The organism is Enterobacter cloacae complex sp. SHL021 (genome assembly GCF_049237765.1).
Lineage (GTDB): Bacteria > Pseudomonadota > Gammaproteobacteria > Enterobacterales > Enterobacteriaceae > Enterobacter > Enterobacter cloacae.
This window is the reverse complement of sequence record NZ_JBMKJG010000030.1, coordinates 31170-45461: the sequence shown is the minus strand read 5'-3', so window position 1 is coordinate 45461 and position 14292 is coordinate 31170. Positions and strand designations below refer to the sequence as shown.

Sequence of the window (14292 nt, the reverse complement as noted above, 5' to 3'; positions counted from 1 at the left end):
GGGTGCTGACCGATCCCCGCTTTACGACGGAAGTTGAAATCACCGTCCCGTTCCACGACGTCGACATGATGGGCGTGGTCTGGCACGGCAACTATTTCCGCTACTTTGAAATAGCCCGCGAAGCGCTGCTCAATCAGTTCGACTACGGCTATCGCCAGATGAAAGCCTCCGGCTATGTCTGGCCGGTGGTCGATACGCGGGTGAAATACCGCGATGCGGTGACCTTTGAACAACGCATCCGGGTCCGGGCGCAGATTGAAGAGTATGAAAACCGTCTGCGCATTGCCTATCAAATCTTCGACGCGCAGACCGGTAAACGCACCACCACCGGTTACACCATCCAGGTGGCGGTCGACGCAGCCACCCGCGAAATGTGCTTTGTCAGCCCGGAGATCTTGTTTGAACGTATGGGAGTCACGCCATGAAATGGTTGCCTTTGCTGGCACTGATGTTTAGCCCGCTGGTCAGCGCCGTGACGCTGGATGAACTGCAGCAGCGGTTTACGCAACAGCCCGTGGTGCGCGCTCACTTCGAGCAGGTTCGTACGATCAAAGACATGCCGCAGCCGCTGCGTTCGCAGGGCGAGATGGTGATCGCCCGTGACAGCGGCCTGCTGTGGGATCAAAAAGCCCCGTTCCCCATGACGCTGCTGCTGGATGACAAACGGATGGTGCAGACCATCAACGGCCAGCCGCCGCAGACCATTACCGCCGACAATAATCCGCAGATGTTCCAGTTCAACCACCTGCTGCGGGCGTTGTTCCAGGCCGACCGCAAGGTGCTGGAAGAGAATTTCCGCATCGATTTTCAAGACCTGGGAGAGGGCCGCTGGTCGCTGGTGCTCACGCCCACCACGACGCCGCTGAACACCATTTTCACCACCCTCGATTTGGGCGGTGCGGCCTTTCTGGAGTCTATTCGTCTTAACGACAAACAGGGCGACCGTACGGATATCACCCTCTCCAGTCACCGACTGACACCCGCCAGCCTGACCGATGACGAACGCCAACGCTTTGCCGCACCGTAAATCGCTGCGCCCGGCGCTGCTGTGGGCCGCGGGATGCCTGATTATGCTGGGCCTGCTGGTATCGCTGCTGCCCGGCGCGCGCCTGAACAGCAGCGTGCTGGCCATGTTGCCGACACAGACGCTGGGGGCGATCCCTCCGGCGCTCAACGTCGGCTTTATGCAGCGGCTCGACCGTCAACTGGTCTGGCTGGTCAGCCCCGGCAAAAAACCCGATCCGCGCGTGGCGCAGCAGTGGCTGACGCTGCTGCAACGCAGCGGAGCGCTGAGCGAGGTCAAAGGGCCCATGGACGCCGCCGGGCAACAAGCCTGGGGCGAGTTTTTCTGGCAGCACCGCAACGGGATGATTGACCCCGCCACCCGCGCCCGCCTGCAAAACGGCGGTGAAGCGCAGGCGCAGTGGGTTTTATCTCAGCTTTACTCGGCCTTTTCCGGCGTGAGCGGCAAGGAGCTGCAAAACGATCCGCTGATGCTGATGCGCGGCGCGCAGCTCGCGCTGGCGCAAAACGGCCAGAAGCTGCGGCTGATGGACGGCTGGCTGGTGACGCAGGATGACGCCGGAAACTACTGGTATCTGCTGCACGGCGAGCTGGCCGGTTCCTCTTTTGATATGCAGCAAACCCACCGGCTGGTGACCACCCTGAACGCGCTGCAGGCGACGCTGAAAACGCATTACCCACAGGCGCAACTGCTGTCTCGCGGCACGGTGTTTTACAGCGATTACGCCAGCCAGCAGGCCAAACGGGATATCTCCACGCTGGGTGTCGCCACCCTTCTGGGCGTACTCCTGCTGATTGTGGCGACATTCCGCTCCCTGCGTCCGCTGCTGCTGTGCGCGATCTCCATTGGCATCGGCGCGCTGGCGGGCACGGTCGCCACCCTGCTGTTCTTTGGCGAGCTGCATCTGATGACGCTGGTGATGAGCATGAGCATCATCGGTATTTCGGCCGATTACACCCTCTACTACCTGACCGAACGGCTGGTGCACGGTGGCGAAAACTCGCCGTGGCAAAGTCTGGATAAAGTGCGTAATGCCCTGCTGCTGGCGCTTCTGACGACCGTCGTGGCGTACCTGATTATGATGCTGGCCCCCTTCCCCGGGATCCGCCAGATGGCGCTATTTGCCGCCGTGGGGCTGAGCGCCTCGTGCCTGACGGTGATATTCTGGCACCCCTGGCTGTGCCGTGGATTGCCGGTACGCCCGGTTCCAGCCAGCAGAGCGATGTCGCGCTGGCTGACCGCCTGGCGACGTAATAAAACACTCGCGGTTGGCCTGCCCGTCACGCTGGCGCTCCTTTCCGCCGCAGGTATTGCCACCCTGAAGGTGGACGACGATATCGCCCAGTTGCAGGCGCTGCCGAAAACGATTCTGGCGCAGGAGAAGACCATTACCGCCCTGACCGGCCAGCGCGTCGATCAGAAATGGTTTGTGGTTTACGGTACGTCAGCCCAGCAGACGCTGGAGCGGCTGGAGGCCTTTATCCCTGCGCTGGCGCAGGCGCAAAAAGCGGGTGAACTGGCAAGCTGGCGAACCCTGCCGCTGAACTCCATGAAGCGTCAAAAAAGCGATCTGGCGCTGCTGCACCACGCTGCGCCTGCAGTAATGAACGTGCTGCACAGCGCCGGACTGAACACCGTCTCACCGGATCTGACGCCTATGCCTGTCAGCGTGGACACCTGGCTTACCAGCCCGGCCAGCGAAGGCTGGCGTCTGCTCTGGCTGACCCTGCCGGGCGGCGAAAGCGGCGTGCTCGTCCCGGTGGACGGCGTCAAAAACAGTGCGGCGCTGAGTGAACGGGCGGCACAGCATGAAGGGGTCGTCTGGATCGATCGTAAGGCCAGTTTTGACAGCCTGTTTGCCCTCTACCGCACCCTGCTGACGGGGCTACTGTGCGTAGCGCTGGCGGCGATTGCCTGCGGCGCCATAATCCGACTTGGCTGGCGTCAGGGGCTTATCAGCCTGGTGCCGTCGGTACTGTCGCTCAGTTGTGGGCTGGCGGCGCTGGCCGTCGCCGGGCATTCCGTCAATCTGTTTTCACTGCTGGCTCTGGTGCTGGTGCTCGGCATTGGCATCAACTACACGCTGTTTTTCAGCAACCCGCGCGGCACGCCGCTGACGTCGATGCTGGCTATCACCCTGGCGATGATGACCACGCTGCTGACGCTGGGCATGCTGGTGTTCAGCGCGACGCAGGCCATCAGCAGCTTTGGAATTGTGCTGGTAAGCGGTATTTTCACCGCCTTCCTGCTGGCCCCGCTGGCGATGCCGGCCAGGAACGAGAGAAAACCATGATGAACGCTTTTTACCGCGCCGCCGCGCTGGCTGCGACGCTGCTGCTGGCAGGCTGCAGCCATTCGACCGATACTGAAGAAACTCGACCGCTGGCCTGGCTTCAGCCGGGCACGCAGGTGACGCTGCCACCGCCGGGCATTACGCCAGCCATCCGTTCTCAGCAGCTGCTGACCGGCCGGTTTAACGGTCAGACTCAGTCGCTGCTGGTTCTGCTGAAAGCTGACGGGCAAAAAGTGACGCTTGCCGGGCTCTCGTCGGTGGGGATCCGCCTGTTTCTCGCGACCTATGACAACACCGGGATCCATACCGAGCAGTCGGTCGTTATGCCCCAGCTACCGCCCGCCAGCCAGGTGCTGGCGGATGTGATGCTCAGCCACTGGCCGCTCAGCGCCTGGCAGCCGCAGTTGCCGAAGGGATGGACGCTAAAGGATACTGGCACCCGACGCGAACTGCGTAACCCTGACGGCAAGCTGGTCACCGAGATTGTCTACCTGCAACGCAACGGTAAGCGCGAGCCGATCAGCATTGCGCAGCACGTCTTTAAATACCACATCACCATTCAATATCTGGGTGACTGAGATGATTTACATTTCCGCTGTTGGCATGGTCAACGCGCTGGGCAACTCGGCCGATGAGATCGCGGCCAACCTGAACGCCGGGATTGCGCCGGGTATGCGTCATCGCGCCGGATGGCTGCAAGGATTACCTGATGCCATGCTGGGCGGCGTTGAGGGTGAACTGCCGCCGATACCGGATAGCCTGGCAGCACACCGCAGCCGTAATAATCAGCTGTTGCTGGCGGCGCTGGCACAGATTCAGCCTGCCGTTGAGGCAGCCATCGCCCGCGTGGGCCGCGACCGCGTGGCGGTGGTGCTGGGCACCAGCACCTCAGGGCTGGATGAAGGCGATGAGTACGTGCGCCTCTCCCTGAACGGCGAACGCAGCCCGCAATGGCAGTACCCGCAGCAGGAACTGGGCGATCCCTCCCGCTTCCTCACCAACTGGCTGCAGCTGGATGGCCCGGCGTATACCATTTCGACTGCCTGCTCCTCCAGCGCCCGGGCGATCATCAGCGGACAGCGTCTGATTGAGGCCGGACTGGTGGACGTCGCCCTTGTAGGCGGGGCAGACAGCTTAAGCCGTATGCCGGTCAATGGTTTTAACAGCCTTGAATCGCTCTCGCCCACGCAGTGCGAACCGTTTGGCCGAGACCGCCGGGGGATCACCATCGGTGAAGCGGCGGCCCTTATGGTGCTGACGCGCGAACCGGATCAGGTTGTGCTGCTGGGGGCGGGTGAATCGAGCGATGCGTACCATATCTCTGCCCCACATCCCGAGGGAGAAGGCGCCATTCGCGCCATTACCCAGGCGCTGAAGGAGGCAGGCATGACGGCAGATGACGTGGGTTATATTAATTTGCACGGCACCGCCACTCCCCTCAACGATCGGATTGAGGCGCACGTGATTAACGCCCTCTTTGGCGACCGGGTACCGTGCAGCTCCACCAAACACCTCACCGGCCATACGCTTGGCGCGGCCGGGATCACTGAAGCCGCATTAAGCTGGCTGATCCTGACCCGTGACCTGCCGCTGCCGCCGCAGGATTTTTCCCGCTACGCGCCGGACGACACGCTGCCGCCCTGCGGCCTGCTGCATCAGCATGCGCCGCTGACAAAACCGGTGATTTTATCGAACTCATTCGCCTTTGGCGGTAACAACGCCAGCCTTCTGCTGGGGAGAGTGTCATGAGTTATTTATCCCCCGCCGACTACCTGCCTCACGACGCACCGATGATGCTGCTGGAGCGCGTTGAGCGTGTCACCGACAGCAGCGCGGTGTGCAGCGTCACGGTCGACGGGCACGGTGTGCTTGCGCCGTTCCTGAACGTTGACGGCGATCTGCCGGGCTGGTTTGCGCTGGAACTGATGGCCCAGACCGTGGGCGTCTGGTCTGAATGGCACCGTCTGCAAAAAGGCCTGCCCCACAGCCCGCTGGGCATGGTGCTGGGTGCGCGCGAGCTGGTGTGCAGCACGGGCCGCTTTGCTGCAGGCACTACGTTAACCATTACCATCGAGCGCCTGATGCAGGACGAACGCTTTGGCAGCTTTGAATGCACAATCCAGACGGATAACGCCCCCCTTGCCACGGGCCGTGTGAATACGTTCCAGCCCAGCGAGGACGAATTAACCTCACTTTTCTCTCAGGGAGCTTCATCATGACACGTTCCGTACTGGTCACCGGCGCCAGCAAAGGCATTGGCCGCGCCATCGCCTGTCAGCTTGCCGCTGACGGTTTCACCGTAGGCGTGCATTACCATCGCGATGCTGATGGTGCGCATGAGACGCTGGAGGCCATTGTTCAGGCTGGCGGAACGGGTCGTTTACTGACCTTTGACGTGGGCAACCGCGAGCAGTGCCGCGAGGTTCTGGAACAGGAAATCAGCACCTTTGGCGCATGGTATGGCGTGGTCAGCAATGCCGGGATAACCCGCGATGGCGCGTTTCCGGCGCTCAGCGACGAGGACTGGGATAGCGTCATCCACACCAACCTCGACAGTTTTTATAACGTTATTCATCCCTGCATCATGCCGATGATCGCAACCCGCAAGGGCGGGCGGATTATCACCCTGTCGTCCGTGTCAGGCGTGATGGGCAACCGCGGACAGGTGAACTACAGTGCCGCCAAGGCCGGTATCATCGGCGCCACCAAAGCGCTGGCCATTGAACTGGCAAAACGCAAAATTACCGTCAACTGCATCGCGCCAGGGCTGATTGATACCGGCATGATCGAGATGGAAGAGGCCGCGCTGAAAGAGGCCATGTCCATGATCCCGATGCAGCGCATGGGTCAGGCGGACGAGGTGGCCGGTCTTGCGAGTTATCTGATGTCAGACCGGGCAGGCTATGTGACACGCCAGGTGATCTCGATCAACGGGGGGATGTTATGACGCGTCGGGTGGTGATTACGGGAATGGGAGGCGTGACCGCCTTTGGCGAGGACTGGCCGACCATTTCACAGCGGCTGCTCGGCTACGAAAACGCCGTGCGCACCATGACGGAGTGGCAAGAGTATGCCGGTCTGCAAACGCTGCTGGCCGCCCCCATCGAGGATTTCACCCTTCCGGCACACTATACCCGCAAGCGCATTCGCGCCATGGGCCGCGTGTCGCTGCTCTCCACCCGCGCCACCGAACTGGCGCTTGAGCAGGCGGGCCTGATCGATGACCCGGTACTGACGCAGGGGCAAACCGGCATCGCCTATGGGTCGTCCACGGGCAGCACGGGCCCGGTAAGCGACTTTGCCTCCATGCTGATGGAAAAACACACCAACAACATCACCGGCACCACCTATGTGCAGATGATGCCGCACACCACCGCGGTCAATACCGGCCTGTTCTTTGGTCTGCGGGGGCGCGTCATTCCCACGTCGAGTGCCTGTACCTCCGGCAGCCAGGCGATTGGTTACGCCTGGGAAGCCATTCGCCATGGTTATCAGACCGTTATGGTCGCCGGGGGCGCCGAGGAGCTTTGTCCTTCAGAGGCGGCGGTATTTGATACGCTGTTCGCCACCAGCCAGCGCAACGACGCGCCGAAAACCACGCCGTTGCCCTTCGATACCGCGCGCGATGGTCTGGTCATCGGCGAAGGGGCAGGCACGCTGATTCTGGAAGAGCTGGAGCACGCCAAAGCACGCGGGGCGACCATCTACGGCGAAATCGTGGGCTTTGCCACCAACTGCGATGCAGCGCATATCACCCAGCCGCAGCGTGAAACCATGCAGATTTGCATGGAGCAATCGCTGGCAATGGCCGGTTTAGGCGCCACAGACATCGGGTATATTTCCGCCCACGGCACCGCCACCGATCGGGGTGATATCGCCGAAAGCCAGGCCACTGCGGCCATCTTTGGCGACAGGGTCCCCCTCTCCTCGCTGAAGAGCTATTTTGGTCATACGTTAGGTGCCTGCGGTGCGCTGGAAGCGTGGATGAGCGTGCAGATGATGCGTGAAGGCTGGTTTGCCCCGACGCTCAATTTAAGACAACCGGATGAGCAATGTGGTGCTTTAGATTATATTATGGGGGAAGCCCGTCAGATTGACTGCGAGTATCTGCAAAGCAATAACTTCGCGTTTGGCGGCATCAATACCTCAATCATTATCAAACGCTGGGCGTAACTATGTACCAGTTTATACTGGGAAAAATCTCCACCCTTTGCGCGGACCCGCTGGCGTCAACGCTCGCAGATATGGCACCTCAGGGTGCGCGAAACCGTTCCTGGCTGGCAGGCAGGACGCTGCTCGCCCGGACATTATCCCCGTCTCCGCTGCCCGACATTGTGTACGGTGAACAGGGGAAACCCGCCTTTGCGAAAGATCATCGGCTCTGGTTTAACCTGAGCCACAGCGGGGACGACATTGCCCTGCTGGTGAGCGATGAAGGTGAAGTAGGCTGCGATATCGAAGTGATACGCCCGCGTGAAAACTGGCAGGCACTGGCGAACGCGGTTTTCAGCGTGGCGGAGCATGCAGAGCTGGAACGCGAAGCGCAGGAAGCGAAGCTCCCGGCTTTCTGGGGGATCTGGACGCGTAAAGAGGCGATTGTGAAGCAACGAGGCGGCAGCGCCTGGCAGATTGTCAGCATCGACAGTACCTCTGAGGCCCACTCGGTCAGCCAGCTTCAGTTTGGCTCGCTGAGTCTCGCCGTCTGCACGCCCACTCCGTTCACCCTTACCCCCGGGGCGATTTTTCACCACGAGATGTCCGGGGCAGGAATATCACCAGCACGCCCAGCATAATCAACCCGACACCCGCCAGCCCCTGCCACGAGAACGACTCGCCCCAGCCGGGCAGCAGGATCGCCGCGCCCCACACCAGAATATAACTGAGGCTCAGCAAGGCATACGCTTTGCTGAGCGCCATGCGATGCAGCGCCAGATACCAGCAGCCCATAGAGGCCACATAGCCCATCAGCCCCAGCAGCAGCGCGCCGGTACCGGACGAAAAATGCCAGAGAGCCCTGAAAAATGCCAGCGCCTCGCCGACGGGCGGAAGCGCCTGCATGGCGCTGCGCAGCAGCAACTGCGCGGCACTGACTAACGCCACGCTGCATAACGCCCAGCACGCCCCTTTCACAGGCTTCCTCCCAGCAGAACAATCCCGATCATAATCAACCCTACGCCCAGCCAGTGATGTCGGGCCACCTTCTCATGCCAGAGCCCCTTCGCCGCCAGCGCCACCCAGACAAAATTAAGGCTCAGCATGGGATAGGCGACCCCGACGGGAAGACGCTGCAATACCACCAGCCAGACCAGCATGCCGCAGCCCAGCGCCAGCAAGGCGAGCCCCAGCCACAGCACAATATGCGCGCCACGCCGCCCGATTTTCGCCGGACGGGTCGCTTGCTTCTGACAGAGCTGTCCCGCGCAGGTCAGCAGACTTGCCAGCACCAGCCAAAGCCAGGTCATCATTGCGGCAGATACTGCAGGTAAGCCAGCCGCCCCTGGATATACAGGTAGTCCGGCTTTGGCAGGTTATCCCGGTTCAGATCGTCGTTCTTCGACAGCAGGGTCACCAGCGACACGCTCCCCTGCTGGCGATGCCTCGCCAGCCACTGCGCAAAGTCATCTTTAGTGATAAAGCGGTCTTTCACGTCCGGATAATCCAGCCCGTAACGCAGCTCACCGCTCTGACCAAACATGATGATGTCATTACGTTTAAGCTCCCACGCCAGCCCTGCCGCCACGCCGACGTTATCGGCCAGCACGAACCGGCTCTGCTGGAGCGGGTCGCGCACGGTATCCACCAGCGACTGTGGCTGTTTGGAGTCCACCACCAGGTTGGGAATGGCAAAACCAATCAGCAACGCCAGCCCGGCAGGGCACAGCGCCGCCAGCCACCAGCGCTGCTGGCTCCGTCTGAAGCTAAACCAGCCCACCACGGCCCAGACGAGGAAGGCCACCACCGCGCAGAAGACTTTATACAGCTCGACCGACGTCCAGACCGGGTGCTTAGCCAGCCCCCACGGCGACACGACTAACGCCGCGATGACACCGAGGGTACCGAACGCCAGGTTGATCCCGGCATTGATGCGTAACACGCTGGCCCCCTTTTCCGCAGCGAGGCAGGCATAGCGCGCCATCAGTATCGCCAGCGGGGCAAAACACGGCAGGATGTAGGTAGGCAGCTTGCCTTTGGCAATGCTGAAGAATAAAAGCGGCATCACCACCCAACCGAGCAGATAAAGCCCGCCGCCTGCCGGATGTTTTTCACGCCAGCCCAGACGCAGCGCACCGGGCAACAGCGCCAGCCACGGCAGGCTGCCCGCGACCATGAATGGCAGGTAATACCAGAACGGGGCTTTGTGCTGGGCGTCGCTTTGGGCAAAACGCTGAATGTGTTCAACCCAGAAGAAGTAGCGCCAGAAATCGGGTTCACGCTGGGCAATCGCCAGCCCCCAGGGCAAGACAATAAGCACGCAGCTCAGGATCGCAAGCCCGCCAAAACTCAGCACCTCTTTCCAGCGCTTTTGGGTAATCACCCACGGCAGGACGCCAAGGACCGGCACCGCCAGGGCGAGAAAGCCTTTGGTCATCACCCCCATGCCGCAGGCCAGCCCCAGCACGATGTAGCCCCCCGCTTTGCCAGCCAGGGTCTGCGCCTGCGAGGCCAGCCAGAAACTGCACATCGCCGCCGCCAGCCACAGGGAGATGATGGGGTCGAGCACGGCATAGGTGCCAATGCCATAGACCAGAAACAGCGTCAGGAAGATAAGGCCGGAGAACAGGGCAACGCGTTTATCGCGCCAGAGTTGCCAGGCCATCCAGATAACCAGTAGCGCCGTCAGGCCGGTGGAAAAGATGGCCCCTGCGCGCACGGCAAAGTTTGTATGGCCAAACAGCAGTTGCCCGAGGCTGTTGACCCAGTAGCCCGCAATCGGCTTTTCAAAGTAACGCAGCCCCAGAAAATGCGGCACAATCCAGTTGCCGGAGGCGAGCATTTCACGGCTGATTTCCGCATAGCGCGTTTCATCAGGCTGCCATAACAGACGGATATCAACCGGAATGAGATAGTAAACAATAAACAGGGCGAAAAGCCCTAAGCCATAACGGGCGACTTTCATGGTACCGGACTCACGGTTTGTTGATAGCCAAGCCAGCCTTCCCGGCCAGCCATTTCACTTCGCACAATTTTGCCGACGGGCAGCGTACTGAGATCGTCTGGCAGCAGGTCGATCAACGGGCAGAACTGAATCCCCTCCTGCGCCGCCAGCGTCAACAGCGCATCGAAATCATGCTGATACGCAATCCCTTCCACCTCGGCGTGGATGGTGTAGACCGGCGTGCCGGTGTCGCGATGTATACGGTCCAGAATGTAGCGGTTGAAGCCGTCGGCGGTCACCTCGCGCCCCACCACTTCATCCCAGGTGGGCAGTGTGACCGGGATTTGCACCGTGCCAACGCGGTTTTCACCGAGCTGCGGTAAAAACGGTCCGCTGCCCCGGCAATCGCTGTTGTAGCGAAACGCGAACGGCTCTTTGGCTTTCACGACGCGTTGATCCGCACGCCATCCGGCCACGGCAGAGCAGCGCACCGACTGACCGATAATGGCCTCCAGCTCCCGCAGACCACGCTCGATTTCCCGGGCCAGGCGAGGAATGTCCCAGACGCCCGCCCAGGCCTGCCAGGCATGGTGATCCCAGGCATGCAGGCCGACCTCATGGTGCTGCGCCGCTTCACGGATGATGGCTTCGTTACCCGCGCCAATACGCCTGCCGGGCCATGCGGTACCGGCCAGCAAAATATCCCAGCCGTAGAGCGATGCTGCGCGCGAGCGCAGCATTTTGAACAGAAATGCCGGTTTAACCAGACGCCATAAATGACGTCCCATGTTGTCTGGCCCCACGCTGAAGAAGATGCTGGCACGCACATCGTGCTTGCTCAGCAGCGTCAGCAGTCCGGGAACGCCGTCACGCGTTCCCCTGAAGGTATCGACATCAATGCGTAAACCGACTTTTTTCATGAGGCCTGTTCCGACAGCTCCACGGTGCGCAGGAAGAAATCGAGCGTCTCATCAATGGTCTGCTCCATCTTCACCGTTGGCGTCCAGTTCAGGCAGCGCTTCGCATTGCGAATGCTCGGCTTGCGGTGCTCAACGTCCTGGTAGCCTTTGCCATAGTAGCTGCTGCTTTCCACTTCGCGGAATCCTGCAAACGGCGGGAACTGGTTACGCAGCGGATGGCGCTCGAAGCTTGCCAGCAGCATTTCGGCCAGTTCACGAATGCTCGCTTCGTTATCCGGGTTGCCGATGTTGATGATCTCCCCGTTGCAGCGGCCATCCTTGTTTTCAATGATGCGGAACAGGGCTTCGATGCCGTCGCTGATGTCGGTGAAGCAGCGTTTTTGTTTACCGCCTTCAATGAGCTTAATGGGCGAGCCTTCCACCAGGTTCAGGATCAGCTGGGTAATGGCGCGGGAGCTACCAATGCGCGCCGCGTTCAGGTTATCCAGACGTGGCCCCATCCAGTTGAACGGCCGGAACAGGGTAAAGCGCAACCCTTCTTTCTCGCCGTAGGCCCAAATTACGCGGTCCAGCAGCTGTTTAGAGACGGAGTAAATCCAGCGCTGCTTGTTGATCGGCCCGACTACCAGGTTAGAGGTATCTTCATCGAAGTTTTTATCGGTACACATGCCGTACACTTCGGAGGTGGACGGGAAGATGATGCGCTTATCGTATTTCACGCAGTCGCGGATAATCTTCAGGTTCTCTTCAAAGTCCAGCTCGAATACGCGCAGCGGATTGCGGGTGTACTCAATCGGCGTGGCAATGGCGACCAGCGGCAGCACCACGTCGCATTTTTTGATGTGGTACTCGATCCACTCGGAGTGGATGCTGATATCCCCTTCCACGAAATGGAAGCGCGGGCAGTCAAGGAAACGGCTGATGGCATCGGAGCCAATGTCGAGGCCATAAATTTCGTAGTTATCGTCTTTCAGCAGACGCTCGGTCAGGTGGTTACCAATAAAACCGTTTACGCCGAGGATCAGCACGCGGGTGCGGCGCTTAATTGCCACCACCGGGGCGCTGGTGATCAAGGCGCCGGGAACCAGCCCCAGAGACTGCGCCAGCTGCGCGCCCTGCACATAAACGCCGTTGTCGGTCTGACCGGTCACGATCTCCAGCGCCTGCTCGCCGCAGCTGACAATCAGCGGAGAGACAGAGACGATAGTGCCCGGTTTCGCGGCCGGGACATCGTCGCGCACGCGGGATTTCCAGACGATGAATTTGCTGACGCCGGCAAAGCTATACGCCCCCGGCCAGGGGTCGGTCACCGCGCGCACCAGGTTGTGCAGCTGGCGGGCGGGCTTGTTCCAGTCCAGACGGCCGTCTTCCGGCGTGCGGCGGCCAAAACAACTCGCCTTGCTCTCGTCCTGAGCGGTCTCGCTGAAGGTGCCGTTCAGGATGGTTGGCAGTGCATCGCGCAGCAGGCTTTGTGCCACCGAGCAGAGTTTCTGATGAAGCTGCAGCGCCGTATCATCCGCATCAATGGCAACACGCTGCTGCGCAATGATGGCGCCCGCATCAGCGCGGTGCACCATGCGGTGCAGGGTCACGCCGGTTTCAGTTTCGCCATTCACCAGCACCCAGTTCAGCGGCGCGCGGCCACGGTAGGCGGGCAGCAATGAGCCGTGAAGGTTAAATGCCCCTTTCGTCGCCAGACGTAAAATATCGTCGCAAATCAGGTTGCGGTAGTAGAACGAGAAGATGACATCCGGGGCGGTGTCGCGAATGCGATCCACCCACAGCGGGTGGTTGATATCGTCCGGCGCGTAGACCGGAATGCCGCGCTCGGCGGCGATACGCGCCACGGAGCCAAAGAAGTTATTCTCGCCTGCGGTGTCCGGATGCGTGAAGATGGCAGCGATATCATAACCCGCTTCAAGCAGGGCATGCAGGCCCGCGCACCCCATATCGTGATAGGCAAAGACAACAGCTTTCATGGGTGTTTTTCCTCTTGAGAGACTTTGTGTTCCTGGCGGACAACACGTTGAATAAAGTAGCGCGGACGTGCGCGAACATCGTTATAGATACGGCCAATGTACTCACCGAGCAGGCCCATCCCGACAAACTGGGCGCCGATGAACATGAACAGCACGGCAAAGAGCATGAACACCCCTTCCGCCGCCCACTGGGGGCCAAAGACCAGACGCAGGACGACCAGCAAAACGGAAAGCGTGAACCCGGCCAGCGCGATAATGCTGCCAAAGACGCTCAGCAGGCGCAGCGGCGTGGTGGTCAGGCAGGTGATGAGGTCGTACATCAGGTTGATAAGACGCATAAAGCTGTACTTCGACTCCCCGTGCTCACGCTCGGCGTGCAGCACCGGGATCTCCGTCGCCTTACGGGCAAAGGTATTCGCCAGAATCGGAATGAAGGTGCTGCGTTCATGGCAGTGCAGCATGGCGTCGACAATATGGCGGCGATAGGCGCGCAGCATGCAGCCGTAATCGCCCATCGCTTTGCCGGTGGTGCGCTGGATCAGGCGGTTGATGGTGCGGGAAGCCAGCTTGCGGAACAGGCTATCCTGACGATTCTGCCGTACCGTACCCACCACGTCGTACCCTTCGTCGGCTTTGGCGACCAGCCGGGGGATCTCCTCCGGCGGGTTTTGCAGATCGGCATCCAGCGTGATGACCAGATCCCCCGTCACGTGGCTGAACCCGGCCATAATGGCCGAGTGCTGGCCATAGTTGCGGTTAAGCAGCACCGCGACGATATGGCTGCCTTCGGCCTGCGCAGCCTCGGTCAACATCAGGGCGGAGTTATCGCTGCTGCCATCATCCACCAGCAGGATTTCGTAGGCTTTGCCCAGCGTCTCGCAGGCGGCGGTGGTGCGGCGGATCAGTTCGGGCAGGCTCTCCTGCTCGTTATAAACGGGGATCACCACAGAAACTTTTTGTACAGGCGGCGCACTGAACAT

At 60.8% G+C, this 14292-nt stretch carries 15 protein-coding genes; 9 read left to right on the top strand and 6 right to left on the bottom strand.

Annotated elements, in window-relative coordinates; translation table 11 throughout:
• Positions 1–2 precede the first annotated feature (2 nt).
• From ACOTZF_RS22830 to acpT, 9 genes are read left to right on the top strand one after another with little or no spacing between them, the layout of a single operon-like run.
• Positions 3–425, top strand: coding sequence for an acyl-CoA thioesterase (locus ACOTZF_RS22830; protein ID WP_013099162.1), 423 nt, complete (start codon positions 3–5; stop codon positions 423–425).
• Positions 422–1027 carry a LolA family protein gene (locus ACOTZF_RS22825; RefSeq protein ID WP_094916315.1) on the top strand — a complete coding sequence of 202 codons (606 nt, stop codon included), beginning with the start codon at positions 422–424 and terminating at the stop codon, positions 1025–1027. The genes ACOTZF_RS22830 and ACOTZF_RS22825 overlap by 4 nt, the downstream gene beginning before the upstream one ends.
• Positions 996–3317: an MMPL family transporter gene (locus tag ACOTZF_RS22820; RefSeq protein ID WP_129252998.1), complete on the top strand. Its 2322-nt coding sequence runs from the start codon at positions 996–998 to the stop codon at positions 3315–3317. Before ACOTZF_RS22825 ends, ACOTZF_RS22820 begins: the two co-directional genes overlap by 32 nt.
• Positions 3317–3895, top strand: a complete 579-nt coding sequence (locus tag ACOTZF_RS22815) for a DUF3261 domain-containing protein (RefSeq protein WP_412059310.1) — start codon at positions 3317–3319, stop codon at positions 3893–3895. Before ACOTZF_RS22820 ends, ACOTZF_RS22815 begins: the two co-directional genes overlap by 1 nt.
• Position 3896: 1 nt before the next feature.
• Entirely contained in the window at positions 3897–5066 is a 1170-nt protein-coding gene (locus tag ACOTZF_RS22810; protein ID WP_129252993.1) for a beta-ketoacyl-[acyl-carrier-protein] synthase family protein, read from the top strand.
• Positions 5063–5536, top strand: coding sequence for a 3-hydroxy-fatty acyl-ACP dehydratase (locus tag ACOTZF_RS22805; RefSeq protein WP_023620062.1), 474 nt, complete (start codon positions 5063–5065; stop codon positions 5534–5536). The genes ACOTZF_RS22810 and ACOTZF_RS22805 overlap by 4 nt, the downstream gene beginning before the upstream one ends.
• Positions 5533–6264 carry a 3-ketoacyl-ACP reductase FabG2 gene (locus tag ACOTZF_RS22800; RefSeq protein ID WP_013099168.1) on the top strand — a complete coding sequence of 244 codons (732 nt, stop codon included), beginning with the start codon at positions 5533–5535 and terminating at the stop codon, positions 6262–6264. Before ACOTZF_RS22805 ends, ACOTZF_RS22800 begins: the two co-directional genes overlap by 4 nt.
• Positions 6261–7490 carry a beta-ketoacyl-ACP synthase gene (locus tag ACOTZF_RS22795; protein ID WP_129318033.1) on the top strand — a complete coding sequence of 410 codons (1230 nt, stop codon included), beginning with the start codon at positions 6261–6263 and terminating at the stop codon, positions 7488–7490. Before ACOTZF_RS22800 ends, ACOTZF_RS22795 begins: the two co-directional genes overlap by 4 nt.
• A gap of 2 nt (positions 7491–7492) precedes the next feature.
• Positions 7493–8110, top strand: a complete 618-nt coding sequence (gene acpT, locus ACOTZF_RS22790) for a 4'-phosphopantetheinyl transferase AcpT (protein WP_029883618.1) — start codon at positions 7493–7495, stop codon at positions 8108–8110.
• Here the strand turns inward: acpT and arnF are convergent.
• Genes arnF through arnC form a run of 6 tightly spaced genes read right to left on the bottom strand, consistent with a single transcriptional unit; the run spans position 8043 to position 14292 of the window.
• Complete coding sequence (arnF, locus tag ACOTZF_RS22785; protein ID WP_013099171.1) at positions 8043–8447, bottom strand: 4-amino-4-deoxy-L-arabinose-phosphoundecaprenol flippase subunit ArnF; 405 nt, start codon at positions 8445–8447, stop codon at positions 8043–8045. The genes acpT and arnF overlap by 68 nt on opposite strands.
• Positions 8444–8782, bottom strand: coding sequence for a 4-amino-4-deoxy-L-arabinose-phosphoundecaprenol flippase subunit ArnE (gene arnE / locus ACOTZF_RS22780; RefSeq protein ID WP_062935250.1), 339 nt, complete (start codon positions 8780–8782; stop codon positions 8444–8446). The genes arnF and arnE overlap by 4 nt, the downstream gene beginning before the upstream one ends.
• Entirely contained in the window at positions 8779–10434 is a 1656-nt protein-coding gene (gene arnT, locus ACOTZF_RS22775; RefSeq protein ID WP_062935251.1) for a lipid IV(A) 4-amino-4-deoxy-L-arabinosyltransferase, read from the bottom strand. Before arnT ends, arnE begins: the two co-directional genes overlap by 4 nt.
• Complete coding sequence (gene arnD, locus ACOTZF_RS22770) at positions 10431–11333, bottom strand: 4-deoxy-4-formamido-L-arabinose-phosphoundecaprenol deformylase (protein WP_062935252.1); 903 nt, start codon at positions 11331–11333, stop codon at positions 10431–10433. The genes arnT and arnD overlap by 4 nt, the downstream gene beginning before the upstream one ends.
• Complete coding sequence (arnA, locus tag ACOTZF_RS22765) at positions 11330–13312, bottom strand: bifunctional UDP-4-amino-4-deoxy-L-arabinose formyltransferase/UDP-glucuronic acid oxidase ArnA (protein ID WP_062935253.1); 1983 nt, start codon at positions 13310–13312, stop codon at positions 11330–11332. The genes arnD and arnA overlap by 4 nt, the downstream gene beginning before the upstream one ends.
• Positions 13309–14292 carry an undecaprenyl-phosphate 4-deoxy-4-formamido-L-arabinose transferase gene (gene arnC, locus ACOTZF_RS22760; RefSeq protein WP_013099176.1) on the bottom strand — a complete coding sequence of 328 codons (984 nt, stop codon included), beginning with the start codon at positions 14290–14292 and terminating at the stop codon, positions 13309–13311. The genes arnA and arnC overlap by 4 nt, the downstream gene beginning before the upstream one ends.

Coding starts and splice junctions, on each gene's coding strand:
- ACOTZF_RS22825 (WP_094916315.1), top strand. CDS start 422: ATGAAATGGTTGCCTTTGCTGGCACTGATGTTTAGCCCGCTGGTCAGC.
- ACOTZF_RS22820 (WP_129252998.1), top strand. CDS start 996: ATGACGAACGCCAACGCTTTGCCGCACCGTAAATCGCTGCGCCCGGCG.
- ACOTZF_RS22815 (WP_412059310.1), top strand. CDS start 3,317: ATGAACGCTTTTTACCGCGCCGCCGCGCTGGCTGCGACGCTGCTGCTG.
- ACOTZF_RS22810 (WP_129252993.1), top strand. CDS start 3,897: ATGATTTACATTTCCGCTGTTGGCATGGTCAACGCGCTGGGCAACTCG.
- ACOTZF_RS22805 (WP_023620062.1), top strand. CDS start 5,063: ATGAGTTATTTATCCCCCGCCGACTACCTGCCTCACGACGCACCGATG.
- ACOTZF_RS22800 (WP_013099168.1), top strand. CDS start 5,533: ATGACACGTTCCGTACTGGTCACCGGCGCCAGCAAAGGCATTGGCCGC.
- ACOTZF_RS22795 (WP_129318033.1), top strand. CDS start 6,261: ATGACGCGTCGGGTGGTGATTACGGGAATGGGAGGCGTGACCGCCTTT.
- acpT (WP_029883618.1), top strand. CDS start 7,493: ATGTACCAGTTTATACTGGGAAAAATCTCCACCCTTTGCGCGGACCCG.
- arnE (WP_062935250.1), bottom strand. CDS start 8,782: ATGATGACCTGGCTTTGGCTGGTGCTGGCAAGTCTGCTGACCTGCGCG.
- arnT (WP_062935251.1), bottom strand. CDS start 10,434: ATGAAAGTCGCCCGTTATGGCTTAGGGCTTTTCGCCCTGTTTATTGTT.
- arnD (WP_062935252.1), bottom strand. CDS start 11,333: ATGAAAAAAGTCGGTTTACGCATTGATGTCGATACCTTCAGGGGAACG.
- arnA (WP_062935253.1), bottom strand. CDS start 13,312: ATGAAAGCTGTTGTCTTTGCCTATCACGATATGGGGTGCGCGGGCCTG.
- arnC (WP_013099176.1), bottom strand. CDS start 14,292: ATGTTCAGTGCGCCGCCTGTACAAAAAGTTTCTGTGGTGATCCCCGTT.